Origin of the sequence: Pseudomonas lopnurensis, assembly GCF_015070855.1 — a bacterium.
Taxonomy (GTDB): domain Bacteria; phylum Pseudomonadota; class Gammaproteobacteria; order Pseudomonadales; family Pseudomonadaceae; genus Stutzerimonas; species Stutzerimonas lopnurensis.
In genome coordinates, this window is the sequence record NZ_JADDIX010000098.1 from 108,014 (window position 1) to 128,235 (window position 20,222).

15 protein-coding genes and 1 tRNA gene are annotated in these 20,222 nt (G+C 66.4%); 14 read left to right on the forward strand and 2 right to left on the reverse strand.

All coding sequences use genetic code 11. From position 1 onward, the window contains the following. Positions 1 to 8 precede the first annotated feature (8 nt). Positions 9 to 1,838, forward strand: a complete 1,830-nt coding sequence (gene ftsH / locus IN820_RS20630) for an ATP-dependent zinc metalloprotease FtsH (protein ID WP_193682756.1) — start codon at positions 9 to 11, stop codon at positions 1,836 to 1,838. Positions 1,839 to 1,844: 6 nt separating this feature from the next. Here the strand turns inward: ftsH and queG are convergent, their stop codons facing one another. Then, positions 1,845 to 2,930 carry a tRNA epoxyqueuosine(34) reductase QueG gene (queG, locus tag IN820_RS20635; protein ID WP_193682757.1) on the reverse strand — a complete coding sequence of 362 codons (1,086 nt, stop codon included), beginning with the start codon at positions 2,928 to 2,930 and terminating at the stop codon, positions 1,845 to 1,847. Between the two features lie 69 nt (positions 2,931 to 2,999). On the opposite strand from queG, the gene IN820_RS20640 reads away from it, so the two are divergent. The 11 genes from IN820_RS20640 to IN820_RS20690 all read left to right on the forward strand — a co-directional run bounded on the left by IN820_RS20640 (position 3,000) and on the right by IN820_RS20690 (position 16,116). Then, on the forward strand, positions 3,000 to 4,490 hold the full coding sequence (locus tag IN820_RS20640; RefSeq protein WP_193682758.1) for an NAD(P)H-hydrate dehydratase: 1,491 nt from the start codon (positions 3,000 to 3,002) through the stop codon (positions 4,488 to 4,490). Next, positions 4,478 to 4,948, forward strand: a complete 471-nt coding sequence (gene tsaE / locus IN820_RS20645; protein WP_193682759.1) for a tRNA (adenosine(37)-N6)-threonylcarbamoyltransferase complex ATPase subunit type 1 TsaE — start codon at positions 4,478 to 4,480, stop codon at positions 4,946 to 4,948. The genes IN820_RS20640 and tsaE overlap by 13 nt, the downstream gene beginning before the upstream one ends. A gap of 17 nt (positions 4,949 to 4,965) precedes the next feature. After that, complete coding sequence (locus IN820_RS20650; RefSeq protein WP_193682760.1) at positions 4,966 to 6,381, forward strand: N-acetylmuramoyl-L-alanine amidase; 1,416 nt, start codon at positions 4,966 to 4,968, stop codon at positions 6,379 to 6,381. Continuing rightward, the gene (gene mutL / locus IN820_RS20655) at positions 6,378 to 8,255 is read left to right on the forward strand and encodes a DNA mismatch repair endonuclease MutL (RefSeq protein WP_193682761.1); all 1,878 of its coding nucleotides are present in this window, start codon (positions 6,378 to 6,380) and stop codon (positions 8,253 to 8,255) included. Before IN820_RS20650 ends, mutL begins: the two co-directional genes overlap by 4 nt. A gap of 224 nt (positions 8,256 to 8,479) precedes the next feature. Beyond that, positions 8,480 to 9,451 carry a tRNA (adenosine(37)-N6)-dimethylallyltransferase MiaA gene (miaA, locus tag IN820_RS20660; RefSeq protein WP_193682762.1) on the forward strand — a complete coding sequence of 324 codons (972 nt, stop codon included), beginning with the start codon at positions 8,480 to 8,482 and terminating at the stop codon, positions 9,449 to 9,451. Positions 9,452 to 9,544: 93 nt separating this feature from the next. Next, positions 9,545 to 9,799: an RNA chaperone Hfq gene (gene hfq, locus IN820_RS20665; RefSeq protein ID WP_003283098.1), complete on the forward strand. Its 255-nt coding sequence runs from the start codon at positions 9,545 to 9,547 to the stop codon at positions 9,797 to 9,799. Positions 9,800 to 9,812: 13 nt separating this feature from the next. Next, positions 9,813 to 11,114 carry a ribosome rescue GTPase HflX gene (hflX, locus tag IN820_RS20670; protein WP_193682763.1) on the forward strand — a complete coding sequence of 434 codons (1,302 nt, stop codon included), beginning with the start codon at positions 9,813 to 9,815 and terminating at the stop codon, positions 11,112 to 11,114. 98 nt (positions 11,115 to 11,212) lie between these two features. After that, positions 11,213 to 12,394, forward strand: a complete 1,182-nt coding sequence (gene hflK, locus IN820_RS20675) for an FtsH protease activity modulator HflK (protein WP_193682764.1) — start codon at positions 11,213 to 11,215, stop codon at positions 12,392 to 12,394. After that, on the forward strand, positions 12,394 to 13,260 hold the full coding sequence (hflC, locus tag IN820_RS20680) for a protease modulator HflC (protein WP_193682765.1): 867 nt from the start codon (positions 12,394 to 12,396) through the stop codon (positions 13,258 to 13,260). Before hflK ends, hflC begins: the two co-directional genes overlap by 1 nt. Positions 13,261 to 13,544: 284 nt before the next feature. Next, complete coding sequence (locus IN820_RS20685; protein WP_193682766.1) at positions 13,545 to 14,732, forward strand: ATP phosphoribosyltransferase regulatory subunit; 1,188 nt, start codon at positions 13,545 to 13,547, stop codon at positions 14,730 to 14,732. An 88-nt stretch (positions 14,733 to 14,820) separates the two neighbouring features. Beyond that, on the forward strand, positions 14,821 to 16,116 hold the full coding sequence (locus tag IN820_RS20690; RefSeq protein WP_193682767.1) for an adenylosuccinate synthase: 1,296 nt from the start codon (positions 14,821 to 14,823) through the stop codon (positions 16,114 to 16,116). 405 nt (positions 16,117 to 16,521) lie between these two features. On the opposite strand, the gene IN820_RS20695 is transcribed toward IN820_RS20690, so the two are convergent. Beyond that, positions 16,522 to 16,608 (reverse strand) — tRNA-Leu (locus tag IN820_RS20695). 204 nt (positions 16,609 to 16,812) lie between these two features. Between IN820_RS20695 and rnr the strand changes: the two genes are divergently transcribed. After that, the gene (gene rnr / locus IN820_RS20700; RefSeq protein ID WP_193682768.1) at positions 16,813 to 19,341 is read left to right on the forward strand and encodes a ribonuclease R; all 2,529 of its coding nucleotides are present in this window, start codon (positions 16,813 to 16,815) and stop codon (positions 19,339 to 19,341) included. Continuing rightward, positions 19,338 to 20,093: a 23S rRNA (guanosine(2251)-2'-O)-methyltransferase RlmB gene (rlmB, locus tag IN820_RS20705; protein ID WP_193682769.1), complete on the forward strand. Its 756-nt coding sequence runs from the start codon at positions 19,338 to 19,340 to the stop codon at positions 20,091 to 20,093. The genes rnr and rlmB overlap by 4 nt, the downstream gene beginning before the upstream one ends. Positions 20,094 to 20,222: the final 129 nt, after the last annotated feature.

Below are 20,222 nucleotides of genomic sequence, written 5' to 3' on the forward strand. Positions count from 1 at the left end.
GAACAGGTGTGAAAGACCGAGCCCAATTCCATATCAATTACTGGATGATCGCCATCGTGGTGTTCCTCGGCCTTCAGTATCTGCTGTCGGTACAGCAGGAGGTGGCGACCATCCCCTACAGCGAATTCGAACAGCACCTGAAAGAAGGGCGCGTCGACGAGCTGGCGATCACCGAACGGCGCATCGAGGGCACGCTCAAGGAGCCGCTGCCGGGCGGCCAGCGGCGCTTCGTCGCCAATCGCGTCGAGCCGCAACTGGCCGAGCATCTGCAGCAATACCCGGTGCGCTACACCGGCAAGGTTGAGAGCACGCTGGTGCGCGACCTGCTGTCCTGGGTCATCCCGGCGGCGCTGTTCTTCGGTATCTGGCTGTTCCTGCTGCGGCGCATCGGCAGCGGCCTGGGCGGCGGCGGGATGATGCAGATCGGCAAGAGCAAGGCGCGGGTCTACGTCGAGACCGACATGAAGGTGACCTTCGCCGACGTCGCCGGGGTCGACGAGGCCAAGGACGAACTGAAGGAAATCATCGAATTCCTGCGCGATCCGCAGACCTACGGCCGCCTCGGCGGGCGCATGCCCAAGGGCGTGCTGCTGGTCGGTCCGCCCGGCACCGGCAAGACCCTGCTGGCCCGCGCCGTGGCTGGCGAGGCGAAGGTGCCGTTCTTCTCCATTTCCGGTTCCGAGTTCGTCGAGATGTTCGTCGGCGTCGGGGCCGCGCGGGTCCGCGACCTGTTCGAGCAGGCCCGCGCCCAGGCGCCGGCGATCATCTTCATCGACGAACTGGACGCCCTCGGCCGCGCCCGTGGTGCCGGGCCGCTGTCCGGCGGGCACGACGAGAAGGAGCAGACCCTCAACCAACTGCTGGTGGAGATGGACGGCTTCGACACTTCCAGCGGCCTGGTGCTGCTGGCCGCCACCAACCGCCCGGAAATCCTCGACCCGGCGCTGCTGCGCGCCGGCCGCTTCGACCGCCAGGTGCTGGTGGACCGGCCGGACAAGATTGGCCGCGTGCAGATCCTCGCGGTGCATCTGAAGAAAGCCAGGCTCGGCAGCGACGTCGATCCGCAGGCGATCGCCGCGCTGACCCCCGGTTTCACCGGCGCCGACCTGGCCAACCTGGTCAACGAGGCGACCCTGCTGGCGACCCGGCGCAATGCCGAGGCGGTGGCGATGGAGGACTTCACCTCGGCCATCGAGCGCATCATCGCCGGCCTGGAGAAGCGCAACCGCCTGCTCAACCCCCGCGAGCGCGAGATCGTCGCCTACCACGAGATGGGCCATGCGCTGGTGGCCATGGCGCTGCCGGGCGTCGACCCGGTGCACAAGGTCTCGATCATCCCGCGCGGCATGGGCGCGCTGGGCTACACCATCCAGCGACCGATCGAGGACCGCTTCCTGATGACCCGCGACGAGCTGGAGAACAAGATGGCCGTGCTGCTCGGCGGGCGTGCCGCCGAATGGCTGGTGTTCGCCCACCTGTCCACCGGTGCCGCCGACGACCTGGCCAAGGTCACCGACATCGCCCGCGCCATGGTCACCCGCTACGGTATGTCCAAGCGGCTCGGCCACCTGGCGCTGGAGCGCGAGCCCAATTCCTACCTCGGCAACGAGGCGATGCTCGGCCTCAAGCCGCAGCATGACTACGCCGAGAGCACCGCGACGGCCATCGACGAGGAGGTGCAGGAACTGGTGCAGTCCGCCTTCCAGCGCAGCCTCGGCTTGTTGCAGGCGCGCCGCGAGCTGCTGGAGCGCTGCGCGCAGCGTCTGCTGCAGCAGGAAACCCTGGAAGCCGAGGAGTTGCGGGCGCTCGTAGGTGCCGATCCGGTGCCGGTGGTCTGAGACGATTCAGGCTTCGACGGCGCCCGGGCGCCGTCGCTCATGTTGCGCCAGCGCCCATTCGACGTGTTCACGCACCAGCGCCGACGGATCGTCGCGGCGTGCCCGCAGTGCCTCCAGTACGGGAATGCTCGACGGCGCATTGCCCAGGCCCACCGCCAGGTTGCGCAGCCAGCGTTCGTAACCGGCGCGGCGCAGCGGCGAGCCTTCTGTGCGGCTGAGGAATTCCTCCTCGCTCCAGCGAAACAGCGCGGCCAGTTCGGCGTTGTCCAGGCTGTGGCGCGGCCGGAAGTCGGCCTGCTCGGTGGGGCGGGCGAAGCGGTTCCACGGGCAGACGATCTGGCAATCGTCGCAACCGAACACGCGGTTGCCCATCGGCGCGCGCAGCTCGACGGGAATCGGCCCCTTGAGTTCGATGGTCAGGTAGGAGATGCACTTGCGCGCATCCAGCAGTCGTTCGCCGACGAAGGCGCCGGTGGGGCAGGCCTCCAGGCAGGCGTGGCAGCTGCCGCAGTGCTCGCGCGCGGTGGGCTCGTCGACCGGCAGGGCGATGTCGACGAACAGCTCGCCGAGGAAGAACCAACTGCCGGCCTGGCGGTTGAGCAGCAGGGTGTTCTTGCCGATCCAGCCGAGCCCGGCCTGCTGGGCCACGGCTTTCTCCAGCACCGGCGCGCTGTCGACGAAGGCGCGGAAGCCGAACGGGCCGACCACCTGCTGGATGCGATCGGCCAGTTGCTGCAGGCGCTTGCGGATCAGCTTGTGATAGTCGCGGCCGAGGGCGTAGCGCGACACGTAGGCCTTCTCCGGTTCGACCAGGCGCCGGGTCATGCCGGTGTCGCCGGGCAGGTAGTCCATGCGCAGCGAGATCACCCGCAGGGTGCCAGGCACCAGTTGGTCCGGCCGCGAACGCTTGCTGCCGTGGGCGGCCATGTAATCCATCTCGCCCTGGTAGCCGGCCGCCAGCCAGCGTTCGAGGTGCGCCGCGTGCTCGCCCAGCTCGACACCGCCGATGCCGACCTGCTGGAAGCCCAGCTCGCGGCCCCACTTCTTGATGGACTGGGCGAGGGCGGATGGATCGAGAACGGGACTGGACATCGGAGAGCGGCTTGGCGGGCGGGTGCGTATAATTCTGCCAGACATTCCGCCGCGATGATGCCTGCCCCGATGACCGACTCCCTGCCCGTCGCCCTGTATACCGCCGCCCAGGTGCGCGAACTCGATGCCCGCCTGATCGCCGCCGGCACGCCCGGTTTCGAACTGATGCAGCGCGCCGCCCATGCCGCCTGGCGCGCGCTGCGGCGGCGCTGGCCGCAGGCCGCTGCGCTCACGGTACTGGCCGGACGCGGCAACAACGCCGGCGACGGCTACCTGGTCGCGGCGCTGGCCCGGCGTGCCGGCTGGCAGGTGGCGGTACTGAGTGTGGGCGATCCGCAGGCGTTGCAGGGCGATGCCGCGCGGGCCTTCGCCGAGGCGCGCGATTGCGGCGTGCGTATCGAGCCCTGGCGCGCGGATGCGACGCTGCAGGGCGTGCTGGTGGATGCGCTGCTGGGTACCGGCATCAGCGGCGAGGTACGCGAGCCCTATGCCGGCGCCATCGCCGCGATCAACGAAAGCGGCCTGCCGGTATTGGCGATCGACCTGCCGTCCGGTCTCTGCGCCAATACCGGGCGGGTGCTGGGCCAGGCCGTGCGTGCCGAGCTCAGCGTGACCTTCATCGGCCTCAAGCTCGGCCTGTTCACCGGCGAGGGGCCGGATCGGGCGGGCGCGCGGGTGTTCGACGATCTGCAGGCCGATCCGCAGGTCGTTGCGCAGGTCGAAAGCGAGGCTGTGCGTCTCGACCGGCCATCCCTGGCCCGCGTCGCGCCGCGTTCGCCGGTGGCCCACAAGGGCAGCTTCGGCCAGGTGCTGGTGATCGGCGGCGATCTCGGCACTGGCGGCGCCGCGTTGCTCAGTGCCGAAGCGGCGCTGCGCTGCGGCGCCGGCATGGTGACGCTGGCGACCCGGCCGGAGCATGTCACGGCGTCGCTGGTGCGGCGTCCGGAAATCATGTGCCACGGCGTCGAGTCGACCTACGGCCTCACGGCGCTGGTGGAGCGCGCCGACGTTCTGGTGGTTGGTCCTGGTCTGGGCCAGGCGCCCTGGGGGCGCAGCCTGCTTTCGCTGGCGGCGCAGCGCGAGGTGCCACAGGTGTGGGACGCCGATGCGTTGAACCTGCTGGCGGGCGGCGGCGTCGAACTGCCGTCCGGCTGCGTGATCACACCGCATCCGGGCGAGGCCGCGCGGCTGCTGCAGTGTTCCACGGCCGAGGTCCAGGCCGATCGTCCGACCGCGGTGCGTGAGTTGGCCAGGCGCTACGCCTGCGTGGCGCTGCTCAAGGGCGCCGGCACGCTGATCGCCGAGCCCGACGGCCGGCTGGCGCTGTGCGATCGCGGTCATCCGGCGATGGCCAGCGCCGGCCTCGGCGACGTGCTGGCCGGTGTCGTCGGTGCGCTGCTGGCGCAGGGCCTGATTCCTTTCGATGCCGCCTGTCTGGCGGTCTGGCTGCACGCTGCGGCGGGTGAGCGGCTCGGCAGCCAGGGCCGTGGGTTGGCCGCCAGTGATCTGATTCCGCTGATCCGTCAGTTGCTCGAGGAGCAGTCGCCATGCCTGAAGTGACACTGTACGCCGAAGACGAGGCAAGGATGCTGGCCGTGGGCGCGCGCATCGCCCGGGCGACCGGTGGTCGCGGCGTGATCTATCTGCATGGCGATCTCGGTGCCGGCAAGACCACGCTGTCGCGCGGGCTGATTCGCGGTTTCGGTCATGAGGGCAAGGTCAAGAGCCCGACCTTCACCCTGGTCGAGCCCTACGAGATCGACGCCCTGCGCGTGTTCCATTTCGACCTCTACCGGCTGGTCGATCCGCAGGAGCTGGAATTTCTCGGCATCCGCGACTATTTCGAAGGGGATGCGCTGTGTCTGGTGGAATGGCCGGAGCGCGGGGTCGGCATTTTGCCAAAGGCCGATATGGACATTACCATTACGCCGCATGAGGCCGGCCGTACGCTGCGCCTGTCGCCCCACACCGCGCGGGGCGATGCCTGGTGTGCCGCCCTGACCGATGGAGAGCTATGAATAACATGGGGTTGGGTATGCGCATTCGCGCCCTGGTTGGTGGTCTGGCGCTGTCGCTCATGGCGGCGGACCTCTTCGCCGCCAGCGATGTGCAGAGCGTGCGCCTGTGGCGTGCGCCGGACAACACCCGCCTGGTGTTCGACCTGTCCGGGCCGGTCGAGCACAAGGTCTTCACCCTCACCGCGCCGGATCGCCTGGTCATCGATGTCACGGATGCCGCGCTCAAGGCCCGGCTCGATCAGTTGCCGCTGAAGAACACGCCGGTGGCCGCGTTGCGCGCCGGGCAGCACGACGCCAATACGCTGCGGGTGGTGGTCGATCTGCATGCGCCGGTGTCGCCGAAGAGCTTCAGCCTGACGCCCAATCAGCAGTACGGCCATCGCCTGGTGGTCGATCTGTTCGACCAGGGCAGCGCCGCATCCAGGCCCGCCGAGCCTCCGGTCACCGCCACGGCGGCGACGCCCGCAGCCCCTGTTTCGCCGACACTGCCGGCGGTGAAGCTGCCGGCGGTGCCCAGCAGCAAGCGCGACATCGTCATCGCCATCGATGCCGGCCATGGCGGCGAGGACCCCGGTGCCATCGGCCCGGGCAAAGTCTACGAGAAGAACGTGGTGCTGCAGATTTCCAAGGAGCTGCAGCGCCAGATCAATGCCGAGAAGGGCTTCCGCGCCGAACTGGTGCGCACCGGCGACTACTTCATCCCGCTGCGCAAGCGCACCGAGATCGCGCGCAAGAAGGGCGCCGATCTGTTCGTCTCGATCCATGCCGATGCCGCGCCACGCTCGGCGGCCTATGGCGCCTCGGTATTCGCCCTGTCGGATCGCGGCGCCACCTCGGAGACCGCGCGCTGGCTGGCCGACAGCGAGAACCGTTCGGATCTGATCGGCGGCGCCGGCAACGTCAGCCTCGGCGACAAGGACCAGATGCTCGCCGGCGTGCTGCTGGACCTGTCGATGACCGCCTCGCTGTCATCCAGCCTCAACGTCGGGCAGAAGGTGCTGAGCAACATGGGCCATATCACGCCGCTGCACAAGCGCCGGGTCGAGCAGGCCGGCTTCATGGTGCTCAAGTCGCCGGACATCCCGTCGATCCTGGTGGAAACCGGGTTCATCTCCAATCCCTCCGAGGCGCGCAAGCTGCAGACCGCCAGCCACCAGCAGGCGCTGGCGCGCTCGATTCACAGCGGGGTGCGGCAGTTCTTCCACGAAAACCCGCCGCCGGGCAGCTACGTCGCCTGGCTGCGTGATTCGGGCAAGATCGCCAGCGGCCCGCGCGAGCATGTGGTGCGTTCGGGCGAGAGCCTGGCGCTGCTCGCCCAGCGCTATCAGATCAGTCTGGCCTCCTTGCGCAGTGCCAACAACCTGAGCAGCGACGTGATCAAGATCGGTCAGACGCTGAGCATTCCCGCCACCACCCTGGCCTCGCAGCCATGAGCGATATGCCGCGCATCCAGCTGCTGAGCCCGCGGCTGGCGAACCAGATCGCCGCCGGCGAGGTGGTCGAACGTCCGGCCTCGGTGATCAAGGAGCTGCTGGAAAACAGCCTGGACTCCGGCGCCCGGCGCATCGAGGTGGACGTCGAGCAGGGCGGCGTCAAGCTGTTGCGGGTGCGCGACGATGGCTGCGGCATTTCGCCGGACGACCTGCCGCTGGCCCTGGCGCGCCATGCCACCAGCAAGATTCGCGACCTCGAAGACCTCGAACGGGTGATGAGCCTCGGCTTTCGCGGCGAAGCGCTGGCGTCCATCAGTTCCGTCTCGCGCCTGACGCTGACCTCGCGCACCGCCGAGGCCGGCGAGGCCTGGCAGGTGGAAACCGAAGGCCGCGAAATGGAGGCGCGGGTGCAGCCGGCGGCGCACCCGGTCGGCACCTCGGTCGAGGTGCGCGACCTGTTCTTCAACACGCCGGCGCGGCGCAAGTTCCTGCGCACCGAGAAGACCGAGTTCGATCATCTGCAGGAGGTGATCAAGCGCCTGGCGCTGGCGCGCTTCGACGTCGCCTTCCACCTGCGCCACAACGGCAAGGGCGTGCTGGCGCTGCATCAGGCCGCCGACGATGCCGCGCGGGCGCGGCGGGTGGCGGCGGTGTGCGGCCCGGCCTTCCTCGAACAGGCGCTGCCCATCGAGATCGAGCGCAACGGGCTGCGGCTGTGGGGTTGGGTCGGCTTGCCGACTTTCTCGCGCAGCCAGGCCGACCTCCAGTACTTCTACGTCAACGGGCGCATGGTCCGTGACAAGCTGGTCGCCCACGCGGTGCGCCAGGCCTATCGCGACGTGCTGTTCAACGGCCGCCACCCGACCTTCGTGCTGTTCCTCGACGTCGATCCGGCGGTGGTGGACGTCAACGTGCACCCGACCAAGCACGAGGTGCGCTTTCGCGATAGCCGGATGGTGCACGATTTCCTCTACGGCACGCTGCACCGCGCGCTGGGCGACGTGCGGCCGGAAGATCAGCTGGCGGCGCCGGCCAGCGTCGCGCCGATGACCCAGGCCACGGGATTGGCCGCCGGCGTATTCGCCGGGCAGAACGAGATGAGCCTGTCGGCCAGCGTGCTCGAAAGGCCCCAGGGCGAGTCGCCGGCCTGGCGTGGTGCCGGGGCCGGCTACCAGGCGCCGCGCCCGACCTCCGGCGGCTATACCGCCGAAACCCAGGGTGCCTATCGGGAATTCTTCTCGCCACTGGCCGAGCCCGGCCCCGCACCGCTGCCGGCGAGCCAGGACGACGTCCCGCCGCTGGGCTATGCGCTGGCGCAGCTCAAGGGCGTCTACATCCTCGCCGAGAACGCCCAGGGCATGGTGCTGGTGGACATGCATGCCGCCCACGAGCGCATCACCTACGAGCGGTTGAAGACCGCCATGGCCAGCGAGGGATTGCGCGGCCAGCCGCTGCTGGTGCCCGAATCCGTCGCAGTGAGCCAGCGCGAGGCCGATTGTGCCGAGGAGCACGGGCAGTGGTTCCAGAAACTCGGCTTCGAGCTGCAGCGGCTCGGTCCGGAAACCTTGGCGATCCGCCAGATTCCATCATTGTTGAAACAGGCCGAGGCGACCCAACTGGTCCGCGACGTGCTCGCCGATCTGCTGGAATACGGCACCAGCGACCGCATCCAGGCGCACCTCAACGAGCTGCTGGCGACCATGGCCTGCCACGGCGCGGTACGCGCCAACCGGCGCCTGACGGTCCCCGAGATGAACGCCCTGCTGCGCGACATGGAACATACCGAGCGCAGCGGCCAGTGCAACCATGGCCGCCCGACCTGGACGCAGCTGGGCATGGACGAGCTGGACAAGCTGTTCCTGCGGGGGCGGTAGGAGCAGCGGCAAGCCGCAAGCCGCAAGCTTCAAGTAAAAGCGAGAAAGCAGCCTCAAGCGGCAAGCAGGTAGCCGGGTAGGGTGGGCTTCAGCCCACCAAGGCTCGCCGCCACTGTCGGTGGGCTGAAGCGGAGCGCCGCCCGGCCCACCCTACGCTCGCTTGCAGCTTGCAGCTTGCAGCTTGCAGCTTGAAACTATGCGGCCGCATGCAGTCGAGCTCGCCGATGTCCCGTCTTCCCCCCGCCATCTTCCTCATGGGGCCCACCGCCTCCGGCAAGACCGATCTCGCCCTGGAGCTCGCCCGCGTGCTGCCCTGCGAGCTGATCAGCGTCGATTCGGCACTGGTCTATCGCGGCATGGACATCGGTACGGCCAAACCGTCGGCGGATGTACTGGCGGCGTTTCCGCACCGGCTGGTGGACATTCGCGATCCGGCGCAGAGCTATTCGGCGGCCGAGTTCAGCGAGGATGCGTTGGCGGCCATGGCCGAAATCACGGCGGCGGGGCGCATTCCGCTGCTGGTCGGCGGGACGATGTTGTATTACAAGGCATTACGCGACGGGCTCGCCGACATGCCGGGCGCCGATCCGGCGGTGCGCGCCGAACTCGAGGCGCAGGCCGCGGCCGAGGGGCTGCAGGCGCTGCATCGGCAGCTCGCCGAGGTCGATCCGCAATCGGCTGCGCGGATTCACCCGAACGATCCGCAGCGGCTGGTGCGCGCCCTGGAGGTCTACCGGGTCAGCGGTCTGAGCATGAGCGAGCACCGCGCCCGACAAAGGTCGGAAAAAGCCGTTGCAGACGCACCGGGGGCGGGAGTCTTGCCTTATACTGTCGCGCACTTGTGCATCGCGCCGGCGCAGCGTCATATCCTGCATCAGCGTATCGAACAGCGTTTCAACCATATGGTTGAACAGGGCTTTGTCGAAGAGGTCGAAGCCTTGCGCGGTCGTGGCGACCTGCATCCCGGCATGCCGTCGATGAGGGCAGTGGGCTATCGGCAGGTCTGGGAATATCTGGACGGCTCGATCTCCAGGGACGAAATGATTCAGCGCGGCATCATCGCGACTCGGCAATTGGCCAAGCGGCAGTTCACCTGGTTGCGAAGCTGGGGGGAGGTGCACTGGCTGGATAGCCTGGCCTGCGACAATCTGCCGCGAGCATTGAAATACCTGCGATCGCTCACCATATTGAGCTGACATCGCTAATTGACCGTCTATTCTCAGACAAGTGGATCGTCGGTTGTACTTTTAAAAACTAATGAAAAACAGATCCCCTAAGGAGTGCGGCACATGTCAAAAGGGCATTCGCTACAAGACCCTTACCTCAACACACTGCGTAAGGAACGCGTCCCGGTTTCCATCTATCTGGTCAATGGCATCAAGCTGCAGGGCCAGATCGAGTCCTTCGACCAGTTCGTCATTCTCTTGAAGAACACCGTCAGTCAGATGGTCTACAAACACGCGATCTCCACCGTCGTTCCGGGCCGTCCCGTGCGTCTGCCGACCGCTGGCGACGCCGAGCAATCCGAGTCGGGTAACGACTGAGGGGGGGGCTTCCTTGTTCTTCGAACGTCCCGGTGGTGGTGAGCGGGCTATCCTGGTGCACCTGGATGGCCAGGACCCCGCGGCGCGCGAGGATCCCCAGGAATTCCAGGAGCTGGCCCGCTCGGCGGGTGCCGAGGCGGTTTGCTTCGTCAATGTGGCCCGCCACCAGCCATCGGCCAAGTTCCTGATCGGCAGCGGCAAGGTCGAGGAGTTGCATGATCTCGTCAAGGAGGGCGAGGTCGAGCTGGTCATCTTCAACCACACGCTGACACCCAGCCAGGAGCGCAATCTCGAGCGTGCGCTCGAATGCCGCGTGCTCGATCGAACCGGGCTGATCCTGGACATCTTCGCCCAGCGTGCGCGAACCCATGAAGGCAAACTGCAGGTCGAACTGGCGCAGCTCGAGCACATGAGCACACGGCTGGTGCGTGGCTGGACCCACCTGGAGCGACAGAAGGGCGGTATCGGCCTGCGCGGTCCGGGGGAAACCCAGCTGGAGACCGACCGGCGCCTGTTGCGGGTGCGCATCCGTCAGATCAAGCAGCGCCTGGAAAAGGTTCGCGGGCAGCGCGAACAGGCTCGGCGTGGCCGGCGGCGCGCCGACATTCCTTCGGTTTCCCTGGTCGGTTACACCAACGCCGGCAAGTCCACGCTGTTCAATGCGCTGACCGAATCCGAGGTCTACGCCGCGAACCAGCTGTTCGCCACCCTCGATCCGACCTTGCGCCGGCTGGAGCTCGAGGATGTCGGCCCGGTAATTCTCGCCGATACCGTGGGTTTCATCCGGCATCTGCCGCACAAGCTGGTGGAGTCTTTCCGTGCGACGCTGGAGGAGTCCAGCAATGCCGATCTGCTGCTGCACGTCATCGACGCCCATGAGCCCGAGCGTGATCAGCAGATCGAGCAGGTGCTGGCGGTGCTGGGCGAAATCGGCGCGCAGGAGCTGCCCATGCTGGAGGTCTACAACAAGGTCGATCTCATGGACGGCATCGAGCCGCAGATCCAGCGCGATGCCGATGGCAGGCCGCAGCGGGTATGGGTTTCCGCGCGCGAGGGGCTGGGGCTCGACCTGCTGCGTCAGGCGGTCGCCGAGCTGCTCGGCGACGATCTGTTCGTCGGTACGCTGTGCCTGCCACAGAGCCTGGGACGCCTGCGAGCACAGTTTTTCCAGCTCGGCGCGGTGCAGCGTGAAAGCCATGATGAAGAGGGTGGCAGTCTGCTGGAGGTCCGCCTGCCACGCATCGAATTGAATCGCTTGATCAGTCGCGAGGGGTTGCCGTTGAACGCATTTCTCGAGCAACACACTTTGCAATAAAGCCTGTATCGGCAATTTTGCCGGGCACTCAGGGCTTTCTGTAGCATTGGCGGGCGCGCCGTGGGCGCGCCTTTAGCTTTATTTGAATGGAGAGCGCTATGGCTTGGAATGAGCCGGGTGGCAACTCGAACAACCAGGATCCCTGGGGCAGTGGTGGCGGCGGCCGTCGTGGTGGCGGTGGTGGCGACCAGAAAGGCCCGCCGGATCTCGATGAGGCGTTCCGCAAGCTGCAGGACAGCCTGAACGGCATGTTCGGCGGCAAGAAGCGTGGCGGCGGCAATAACTTCGGTGGCGGCGGCAAGCGCGGCGGTTTCGGCCTGGTCTGGATCGCCCTGGTCGTGCTGCTGGTTGTTTGGCTGTTCAATGCCATCTACATCGTCGACGAGCAGGAGCAGGCCGTGGTGCTGCGCTTCGGCAAGTACCACGAGACGGTGGGGCCGGGCCTGAACATCTACATCCCGCCGATCGATCGCAAGTTCCAGGAGAACGTCACCCGCGAGCGTTCCTACAGCAAGCAGGGGCAGATGCTCACCGAGGATGAGAACATCATCGAGGTGCCGCTCACCGTTCAGTACAAGATCAGCAACCTGCAATCTTTCGTGCTCAACGTCGATCAGCCGGAAGTCAGCCTGCAGCACGCCACCGACAGCGCCGTGCGCCACGTGGTCGGCTCGACCGCGATGGATCAGGTGCTGACCGAGGGCCGCGAGGCCATGGCCGGCGAGGTCAAGGAGCGCCTGCAGCGTTTCCTCGACAACTACGGCACCGGCATCATCGTCACCCAGGTCAACCTGCAGAGTGCGGCGGCCCCGCGTGAAGTCCAGGAAGCCTTCGATGACGTGATCCGCGCCCGCGAAGACGAGCAGCGCGAGAAGAACCAGGCCGAATCCTACGCCAACGGGGTGATTCCGGAAGCGCGCGGTCAGGCCCAGCGCATGCTGGAAGAGGCCAGCGGTTATCGTGACGCGGTGATTTCCCGCGCCCAGGGTGAGGCCGATCGCTTCAGCAAGCTGGTCGCCGAGTACCGCAAGGCCCCGGAGGTCACGCGCGAGCGTCTGTATCTGGAAACCATTCAGGAAGTCATGAGCAATACCAGCAAGGTCATGGTCACCGGCGAAAGCGGGCAGAACCTGCTCTATCTGCCGCTGGACAAGATGGTCAACGGTCGTGGCGCCAGCACGCCGGCGCCTGCCGGGGTGGCTTCGGGTGCCGCGGCGCAGGGCACGCGTCTGCCGCAGGAGCTGGATCCGCGTGAAGTTCGTACGAGGGAGAGTCGCTGATGAGCAATAAATCCCTTACGGCCCTGATCGTGGGTGTGGTGCTGGCGCTGGTTCTGTGGAACAGCTTCTATATCGTCTCGCAGACCGAACGCGCCGTGCTGCTGCGCTTCGGCCGGATCGTCGAGCCTGACGTGAAGCCGGGCCTGCACATGAAGATTCCGTACGTGAACAGCGTACGCAAGTTCGATGCGCGGCTGTTGACGCTGGATACCAACACCTCCCGCTTCCTGACCCTGGAGAAGAAGGCGCTGATGGTGGACTCCTATGCCAAGTGGCGGGTGGACGATGCCGAGCGCTTCTACACCGCGACGTCCGGCATGAAGCAGATCGCCGACGAGCGCCTGGCACGGCGCCTCGAGGCGGCGCTGCGCGACCAGTTCGGTAAGCGCACCCTGCACGAATCGGTGTCCGGGCAGCGCGACGAGCTGATGGCGCAGGTCACCAACAGCCTGAACCGCGCTGCGCAGCAGGAGCTGGGCATCGAGGTGGTGGACGTGCGGGTCAAGGGCATCGACCTGCCGCGCGAAGTCAATCGCAGCGTATTCGAGCGGATGAGCTCCGAGCGCGAGCGTGAGGCGCGCGAGCACCGCGCCAAGGGTAAGGAGCTGGCCGAAGGTATTCGTGCCGATGCCGATCGCCAGCGTCGCGTACTGCTTGCCGAGGCCTTCCGCGAGGCCGAGGAGATGCGCGGTGACGGCGATGCGCAGGCCGCGTCGATCTATGCCGCCGCCTACGGTCAGGATCAGGAGTTCTACTCCTTCCACCGCAGCCTGCAGGCGTACCGCGAAAGCTTCGCCAGTAAGGAAGACGTCCTGGTGCTCGATCCCAAGAGCGATTTCTTCCGCTATCTGGAGAACAGCAAGTAGCGCTTCGTGGCGCCTGGCAGGGCCACCCGGCGGCGCGATGCCGCCCGCCGGGTGACCCGTCGGCAAAACATTGCTATGATCCGCCAGCCGGGGAAATCCCGGCTTTTTTGCGTCTGTACCCCTTGGGGTGCGGGCGATCCCAGGCATGCAGTGGCCATGCCGATCCCCCTGCGGGCATGGCTCGGATGCCATGGTTCGAATACAACTGCACGCAACCGGAGGCCAGCCCAGGCTGCTGCCGCGGTTTTCGTCTGGGCTTACCGGAACGAGAGGTGATTTCGCGAATGGCAACGGTAGACCGCTGGCTTCTGCCAGATGGCATCGAAGAGGTGCTGCCGCCGGAGGCGGCGCGTATCGAAACCGCACGGCGTCGCGTGCTGGATCTGTTTCAGCGCTGGGGCTATGAGCTGGTCATCACCCCGCACGTGGAGTTTCTCGAATCGCTGCTCAGCGGTTCCGGCCAGGATCTGGATCTGCGCACCTTCAAGGTGATCGATCCGCTTTCCGGCCGGCAGATGGGCCTGCGCGCCGACATCACGCCGCAGGTGGCGCGGGTCGATGCGCATACCCTGCGCCGCGAAGGTCCGAGCCGCCTGTGTTACGCCGGCAGCGTGCTGCACGCCAAGCCGCAGGCGCTCTCCACTTCGCGCAGCCCGATCCAGCTCGGCGCCGAACTGTACGGCGACGGCTCGGCGTCCAGCGACATCGAGGTCATCAGCCTGATGCTGGAAATGCTCGAACTGGCCGATGTGCCCGATGTGCACATGGACCTCGGGCATGTCGGCATCTATCGGGGGCTGGCCAAGGCGGCCGCGCTGAGCGGCGAGGCCGAGCAGCGTCTGTTCGATGCGCTGCAGCGCAAGGCGATGGACGAGATCGCCGAGCTGACCGCCGCGCTCGAGCCCTCGCTGGCGAGCATGCTGCGGGCACTGGCGCGTCTGTGTGGCGGTCGTGAAACGCTCGACGAGGCCCGCGCCGCACTGGCTGGCGCGCCAGCCGAAGTGCAGGCGGCGCTCGCTACGCTGAGCCTGATTGCCGAGCAGCTCGCGGCGCGCTATCCGCAGCTGCCGCTGTACTTCGACTTGGGCGAATTGCGTGGCTATCACTACCATACAGGGGTGGTGTTCGCGGTATTCGTGCCGGGCGTGGGGCAGTCGATCGCTCAGGGCGGACGCTATGACGATATCGGCGCCGATTTCGGTCGCGCACGGCCGGCAACCGGCTTCTCCACCGATCTGAAGACGCTGGTCGGCCTGGGTAATGCCGATCTTTCGACGCCGCTGTCGGGTATCTGGGCGCCGCATGGTGACGAGTCCGGGCTGTGGCAGGCGATCCGCGAGCTGCGCCGGGCGGGCGAGCGTGTGGTGCAGGCGCTCGATGGGCAGGCGCAGGATGATGCAGCGAATCTTGGTTGCGATCGGCAACTGGTGTTGAGCAAGGGTGTCTGGACGATAGCGCCGCTGGCGCTCTGACGGCTGTTCGCACCGCATGGCGGTGCCAGCCTGGTTTCGATTTTCGCCGGTTGCGGCCGGTATGCTTCGCCGAAGAGGACAAAGGGTTATGGGTAAGAATGTCGTGGTCCTGGGCACCCAGTGGGGTGATGAGGGCAAGGGCAAGATCGTCGATCTGCTGACCGATCAGGCGGCTGCGGTTGTGCGTTACCAGGGCGGCCACAATGCCGGTCATACCCTGGTCATCGACGGTGAGAAGACCGTGCTGCACCTGATTCCGTCCGGCATTCTGCGCGACAACGTGCAGTGCCTGATCGGCAATGGCGTGGTGGTCGCGCCCGATGCGCTGATGCGCGAGATCACCAAACTGGAAGAGAAGGGCGTGCCGGTGCGCGAGCGCCTGCGCATCAGCCCGTCGTGCACCCTGATCCTGCCGTACCACGTGGCGCTGGATCAGGCGCGCGAAGCGGCGCGTTCGGAAGGCAAGATCGGCACCACCGGTCGCGGTATCGGTCCGGCCTACGAGGACAAGGTTGCGCGCCGCGGCCTGCGCATCGGCGACCTGTTCAATCCCGAGCGTTTCACGGTCAAGCTGCGCGAGCTGCTGGAGTATCACAACTTCATTCTGCAGAACTTCTACAAGGTCGAGCCAGTCGACTTCCAGAAGACCCTCGACGAGGCGCTGGCCTACGCCGAGATTCTCCGGCCGATGATCGCCGACGTCAGTGCGCGCCTGCACGAGCTGCGCAAGCAGGGCGCCTGCATCATGTTCGAGGGTGCCCAGGGTTCCCTGCTGGACATCGACCATGGCACCTATCCGTACGTGACCAGCTCCAGCACCACCGCCGGCGGCACCGCCACCGGTTCGGGCTTCGGCCCGCTGTACCTGGACTATATCCTCGGCATCACCAAGGCCTACACCACGCGCGTCGGCTCAGGTCCGTTCCCCACCGAGCTGTTCGATGACACCGGCGCCCGCCTGGCCGAGCGCGGCCACGAGTTCGGCTCCACCACCGGTCGTGCCCGTCGCTGTGGCTGGTTCGATGCGGTCATCCTGCGTCGTGCCATCGAGATCAACAGCATTTCGGGTATCTGCCTGACCAAGCTGGACGTGCTCGACGGCCTGGAGACCATTCGCATCTGCGTCGGTTACAAGGATCGCAACGGCGAAGTGCTGGTCGATGCGCCGACCGATGCCGACAGCTACGATGGCCTGCAACCGGTCTACGAGGAAATGCCGGGTTGGAGCGAATCGACCGTGGGCGCCAAGAGCCTGGACGAGCTGCCGGCCAATGCGCGTGCCTACATCAAGCGCATCGAGGCGCTGATCGAGGCGCCGGTGGACATCATTTCCACCGGGCCGGACCGCAACGAGACCATCGTGCTGCGCCACCCGTACGCCTGATGTAGGTTGCCGTCTGCACGGAGACCGCCTTCGGGCGGTCTCTTGCTGTCTGGGATATGAGAAGGAGGCGTCCGCCATGGCGGGCGGCAAGGTGCAGGATGGTGCAAGGGCTCGTAGAGTGGACTTCAGCCCGCCGGCGGCGGTCAGCGTGGGCTAAAGCCCACCCTACAGTACTAGTGTTGGGGTGGCCAGGAATCCGTAGGGTGGGCTTCAGCCCACCAGTGGCGGCCAAGCATGGGCCTAAAGCCCGTGTCCCCGGCAAGGCAAAAGCATTGCCCTGTGTCGGATAAACCACGGCGCAGCGGGCTTCACACCAGAACCTGGCCCTGCACGTTGCCTTGCGGCCAGCTACGCAATCGGCGGGCATAAAAAAACCGAGCCAGAGGCTCGGTTTTTCTTGAAGAGTGGTGCCCAGGAGAAGACTCGAACTTCCACGGTGTTGCCACCGCTAGGACCTGAACCTAGTGCGTCTACCAATTCCGCCACCTGGGCACGGGAAACGATGATACTTGGCCGTTTCCGTGTTACAACGTCTACCAGACATTGTGGGCGCGAACTATACGGCCGAGGTTTGACCTTGTAAACCCCTGATGATGAAAAATAATTCGCGTGAAAGCTGCCGCCAGGGAGCGATTCGCGCTTCAATAGATATAGGACGTTCTGTCTCTATAAATGAATGAAAGGTGACATCTCTTAATGGCCGATTGGCAATCCCTCGATCCCGAGGCCGCTCGCGAAGCGGAAAAGTACGAAAACCCCATTCCCAGCCGCGAGCTGATCCTTCAGCACTTGAGCGAGCGCGGCTCGCCCGCCGCCCGTGAGCAGCTGGTCGAGGAGTTCGGGCTTGTCTCCGAAGAAGACATCGAAGCGCTGCGCCGCCGCTTGCGGGCCATGGAGCGCGATGGCCAACTGATCTATACCCGGCGCGGCACCTATGCCCCGGTGGACAAGCTGGACCTGGTCTGCGGTCGCGTCAGCGGCCATCGTGACGGTTTCGGCTTTCTGATTCCCGACGACGGCAGCGACGACCTGTTCCTCAGCCCGGCACAGATGCGCCTGGTCTTCGATGGCGACCGCTGCCTGGCGCGGGTTGCCGGCCTGGATCGACGCGGTCGCCGCGAGGGCGCGATCGTCGAGGTGATCAGCCGCGCCCATGAGAGCATCGTCGGGCGCTACCACATCGAGAGCGATGTCGGTTTCGTCATCCCCGACAACCCCAAGATCCAGCAGGAAGTGCTGGTCACGCCGGGGCGTGCGCTGAACGCCAAGCCCGGCCAGTTCGTCGAGGTGAAGATCACCCATTGGCCGACCCAGCGCTTCCAGCCGCAGGGCGACATCGTCGAGGTGATCGGCAACTACATGGCGCCGGGCATGGAAATCGACGTGGCGCTGCGCAGCTTCGACATCCCGCATGTCTGGCCGCAGGCGGTGCTCAAGGAGGCGTCCCGGCTCAAGCCCGAGGTGGAGGAGAAGGACAAGCTCAAGCGCGTCGACCTGCGCCACCTGCCCTTCGTCACCATCGACGGCGAGGATGCCAGGGACTTCGACGACGCGGTCTATTGCGAGAAGCCCGGCGGCTGGAAGCTGCTGACCGGCGGCTTCCGCCTGTACGTCGCCATCGCCGACGTTTCGCACTACGTCAAGGTCGGTTCGGCGCTGGACAAGGAGGCCGAGGTGCGCGGCAACTCGGTGTACTTCCCCGAGCGGGTGGTGCCGATGCTGCCCGAAGAGCTGTCCAACGGCCTGTGTTCGCTGAACCCCCACGTGGATCGCCTGGCGATGGTCTGCGAGATCACCCTGAGCAAGTCGGGCAAGATGACCGACTACCAGTTCTACGAGGCGGTGATCCATTCCCATGCGCGGCTGACCTACAACAAGGTCAGTTGCATGCTCGAGCAGCCCCGCTCCGCCGAGGGCAGGCGACTGAGCGCCGAGTACGCCGAAGTGCTGCCGCACCTCAAGCAGCTGTACGCGCTGTACAAGGTGCTGCTCAAGGCGCGCCATACCCGCGGTGCGATCGATTTCGAGACCCAGGAGACGCGCATCGTCTTCGGCGCCGACCGCAAGATCGACGAGATCAAGCCGACCGAGCGCAACGACGCGCACAAGCTGATCGAAGAGTGCATGCTCTGCGCCAACGTCGCCACCGCGGCGTTCCTGCAGAAGCACGACATCCCCGCACTGTATCGCGTGCACGACGGGCCGCCGCTGGAGCGCCAGGAAAAACTGCGCGCCTTCCTCGGCGAGCTGGGGCTCAGCCTGCACAAGGGCAAGGAAGGCCCGACGCCGAAGGATTACCAGGCGCTGCTGGAGCGCATCCAGGGGCGGCCGGATTTCCACGTGATCCAGACGGTCATGCTGCGCTCGCTGAGCCAGGCGGTCTACAGTGCCGACAACCACGGCCATTTCGGCCTGAACTACGAGGCCTACGCGCACTTCACCTCGCCGATCCGGCGCTATCCGGACCTGCTGGTGCATCGCGCCATTCGCAGCGTCATCCGTTCCCGGCGCGATACCCCGCACGTGCGCCGCGAAGGCGCGACGAGCATGCCCAAGGCGCGTATCTATCCGTACGACGAGGCCGCGCTGGAGCAACTGGGCGAGCAGTGCTCGATGACCGAACGCCGCGCCGACGAGGCGACGCGCGACGTGGTCAACTGGCTCAAGTGCGAGTTCATGAAGGACCGCGTCGGCGAAACCTTCCCGGGCGTGATCACTGCGGTGACCGGTTTCGGCCTGTTCGTCGAGCTGACCGACATCTATGTCGAAGGCCTGGTGCACGTCACCGCGATGCCTGGCGATTACTATCACTTCGATCCGCTGCACCATCGCCTGTCCGGCGAGCGCAGCGGTCGCAGCTTCCGCCTGGGCGACAGCGTCGAGGTGCGCGTCATGCGGGTGGATCTCGACGAGCGCAAGATCGATTTCGAGCTGATCAGCGGCGGCAGCAAGGCCTCCGGCGAGGATCGCAAGCGTGACGGCAAGGCTGAGCGGCAGCCGGGCGGTCGCGGCGCGCGGGCGACTCAGGAGTCCGGCAATGCCGATGTCCGCAAGAGTCGCGAACTGAAGAAGGCGCTGCTGGACGAGGCCAAGAGTGCCAAGGGCGGCAAGGCGTCGGCCGGCAAGCCCAGGCGTGGCGCAGCCAAGCCCAAGGCGGACGGCAAGTCGGCGAGCAAGCCGGTCGCCAGCGGTTCGGGCCCCAGAAAGCGCAAGGCCAAGTCATGAGTCAGCTGGAGAAGATCTACGGCCTGCACGCCGTGGAGGCGCTGCTGCGCCATCATCCGAAGCGCGTCAAGCAGGTCTGGTTGGCCGAAGGGCGGGGCGATCCGCGGGTCCAGGCCGTGCTGGAGCTGGCAGCCCAGGCGCGTGTGCGGGTCGGGCAATGCGAGCGGCGCGAAATGGACGCCTGGGTCGAGGGCGTGCACCAGGGCGTCATCGCCGAGGTCAGCCCCAGCCAGGTCTGGGGCGAGGCGATGCTCGAAGAACTGCTCGATCGTGCCGAGGGGCCGCCGCTGTTGCTGGTCCTCGATGGTGTCACCGACCCGCATAACCTCGGTGCCTGCCTGCGTACCGCCGATGCCGCCGGCGCGCTGGCGGTGATCGTGCCCAAGGACAAGTCCGCGACGCTCAATGCCACGGTGCGCAAGGTCGCCTGTGGCGCCGCCGAGGTGATTCCACTGGTGGCGGTGACCAATCTGGCGCGCACGCTGGAGAAGCTGCAGCAGCGCGGCCTGTGGATCGTCGGTACCGCCGGCGAGGCCGAGCAGGAACTCTATGCGCAGGACCTCAGCGGTCCGATCGTGCTGGTCATGGGTGCCGAGGGCAAGGGCATGCGGCGCCTGACCCGCGAGCACTGCGACTACCTGGTGCGTCTGCCCATGGCTGGCAGCGTCAGCAGCCTGAATGTTTCGGTCGCCACTGGCGTCTGCCTGTTCGAGGCGTTGCGCCAGCGCAAGGCGGGTGCGGCGCCGGTCTGATCATCCGCGTTCGTCCCGGCGGGCGGCAGGCGTTCGCGCCGGCTGAAACGGATCGCCCTTTTCGTGGTCAATCGCTGTCCAGTGCCTGGCCGCTGGCAGCGGCTTCTCCTGTTTGCTGGAACAGTTCCC

Coding starts and splice junctions, on each gene's coding strand:
- queG (WP_193682757.1), bottom strand. CDS start 2,930: ATGTCCAGTCCCGTTCTCGATCCATCCGCCCTCGCCCAGTCCATCAAG.
- IN820_RS20640 (WP_193682758.1), top strand. CDS start 3,000: ATGACCGACTCCCTGCCCGTCGCCCTGTATACCGCCGCCCAGGTGCGC.
- tsaE (WP_193682759.1), top strand. CDS start 4,478: ATGCCTGAAGTGACACTGTACGCCGAAGACGAGGCAAGGATGCTGGCC.
- IN820_RS20650 (WP_193682760.1), top strand. CDS start 4,966: ATGCGCATTCGCGCCCTGGTTGGTGGTCTGGCGCTGTCGCTCATGGCG.
- mutL (WP_193682761.1), top strand. CDS start 6,378: ATGAGCGATATGCCGCGCATCCAGCTGCTGAGCCCGCGGCTGGCGAAC.
- miaA (WP_193682762.1), top strand. CDS start 8,480: ATGTCCCGTCTTCCCCCCGCCATCTTCCTCATGGGGCCCACCGCCTCC.
- hfq (WP_003283098.1), top strand. CDS start 9,545: ATGTCAAAAGGGCATTCGCTACAAGACCCTTACCTCAACACACTGCGT.
- hflK (WP_193682764.1), top strand. CDS start 11,213: ATGGCTTGGAATGAGCCGGGTGGCAACTCGAACAACCAGGATCCCTGG.
- hflC (WP_193682765.1), top strand. CDS start 12,394: ATGAGCAATAAATCCCTTACGGCCCTGATCGTGGGTGTGGTGCTGGCG.
- IN820_RS20685 (WP_193682766.1), top strand. CDS start 13,545: ATGGCAACGGTAGACCGCTGGCTTCTGCCAGATGGCATCGAAGAGGTG.
- IN820_RS20690 (WP_193682767.1), top strand. CDS start 14,821: ATGGGTAAGAATGTCGTGGTCCTGGGCACCCAGTGGGGTGATGAGGGC.
- rnr (WP_193682768.1), top strand. CDS start 16,813: ATGGCCGATTGGCAATCCCTCGATCCCGAGGCCGCTCGCGAAGCGGAA.
- rlmB (WP_193682769.1), top strand. CDS start 19,338: ATGAGTCAGCTGGAGAAGATCTACGGCCTGCACGCCGTGGAGGCGCTG.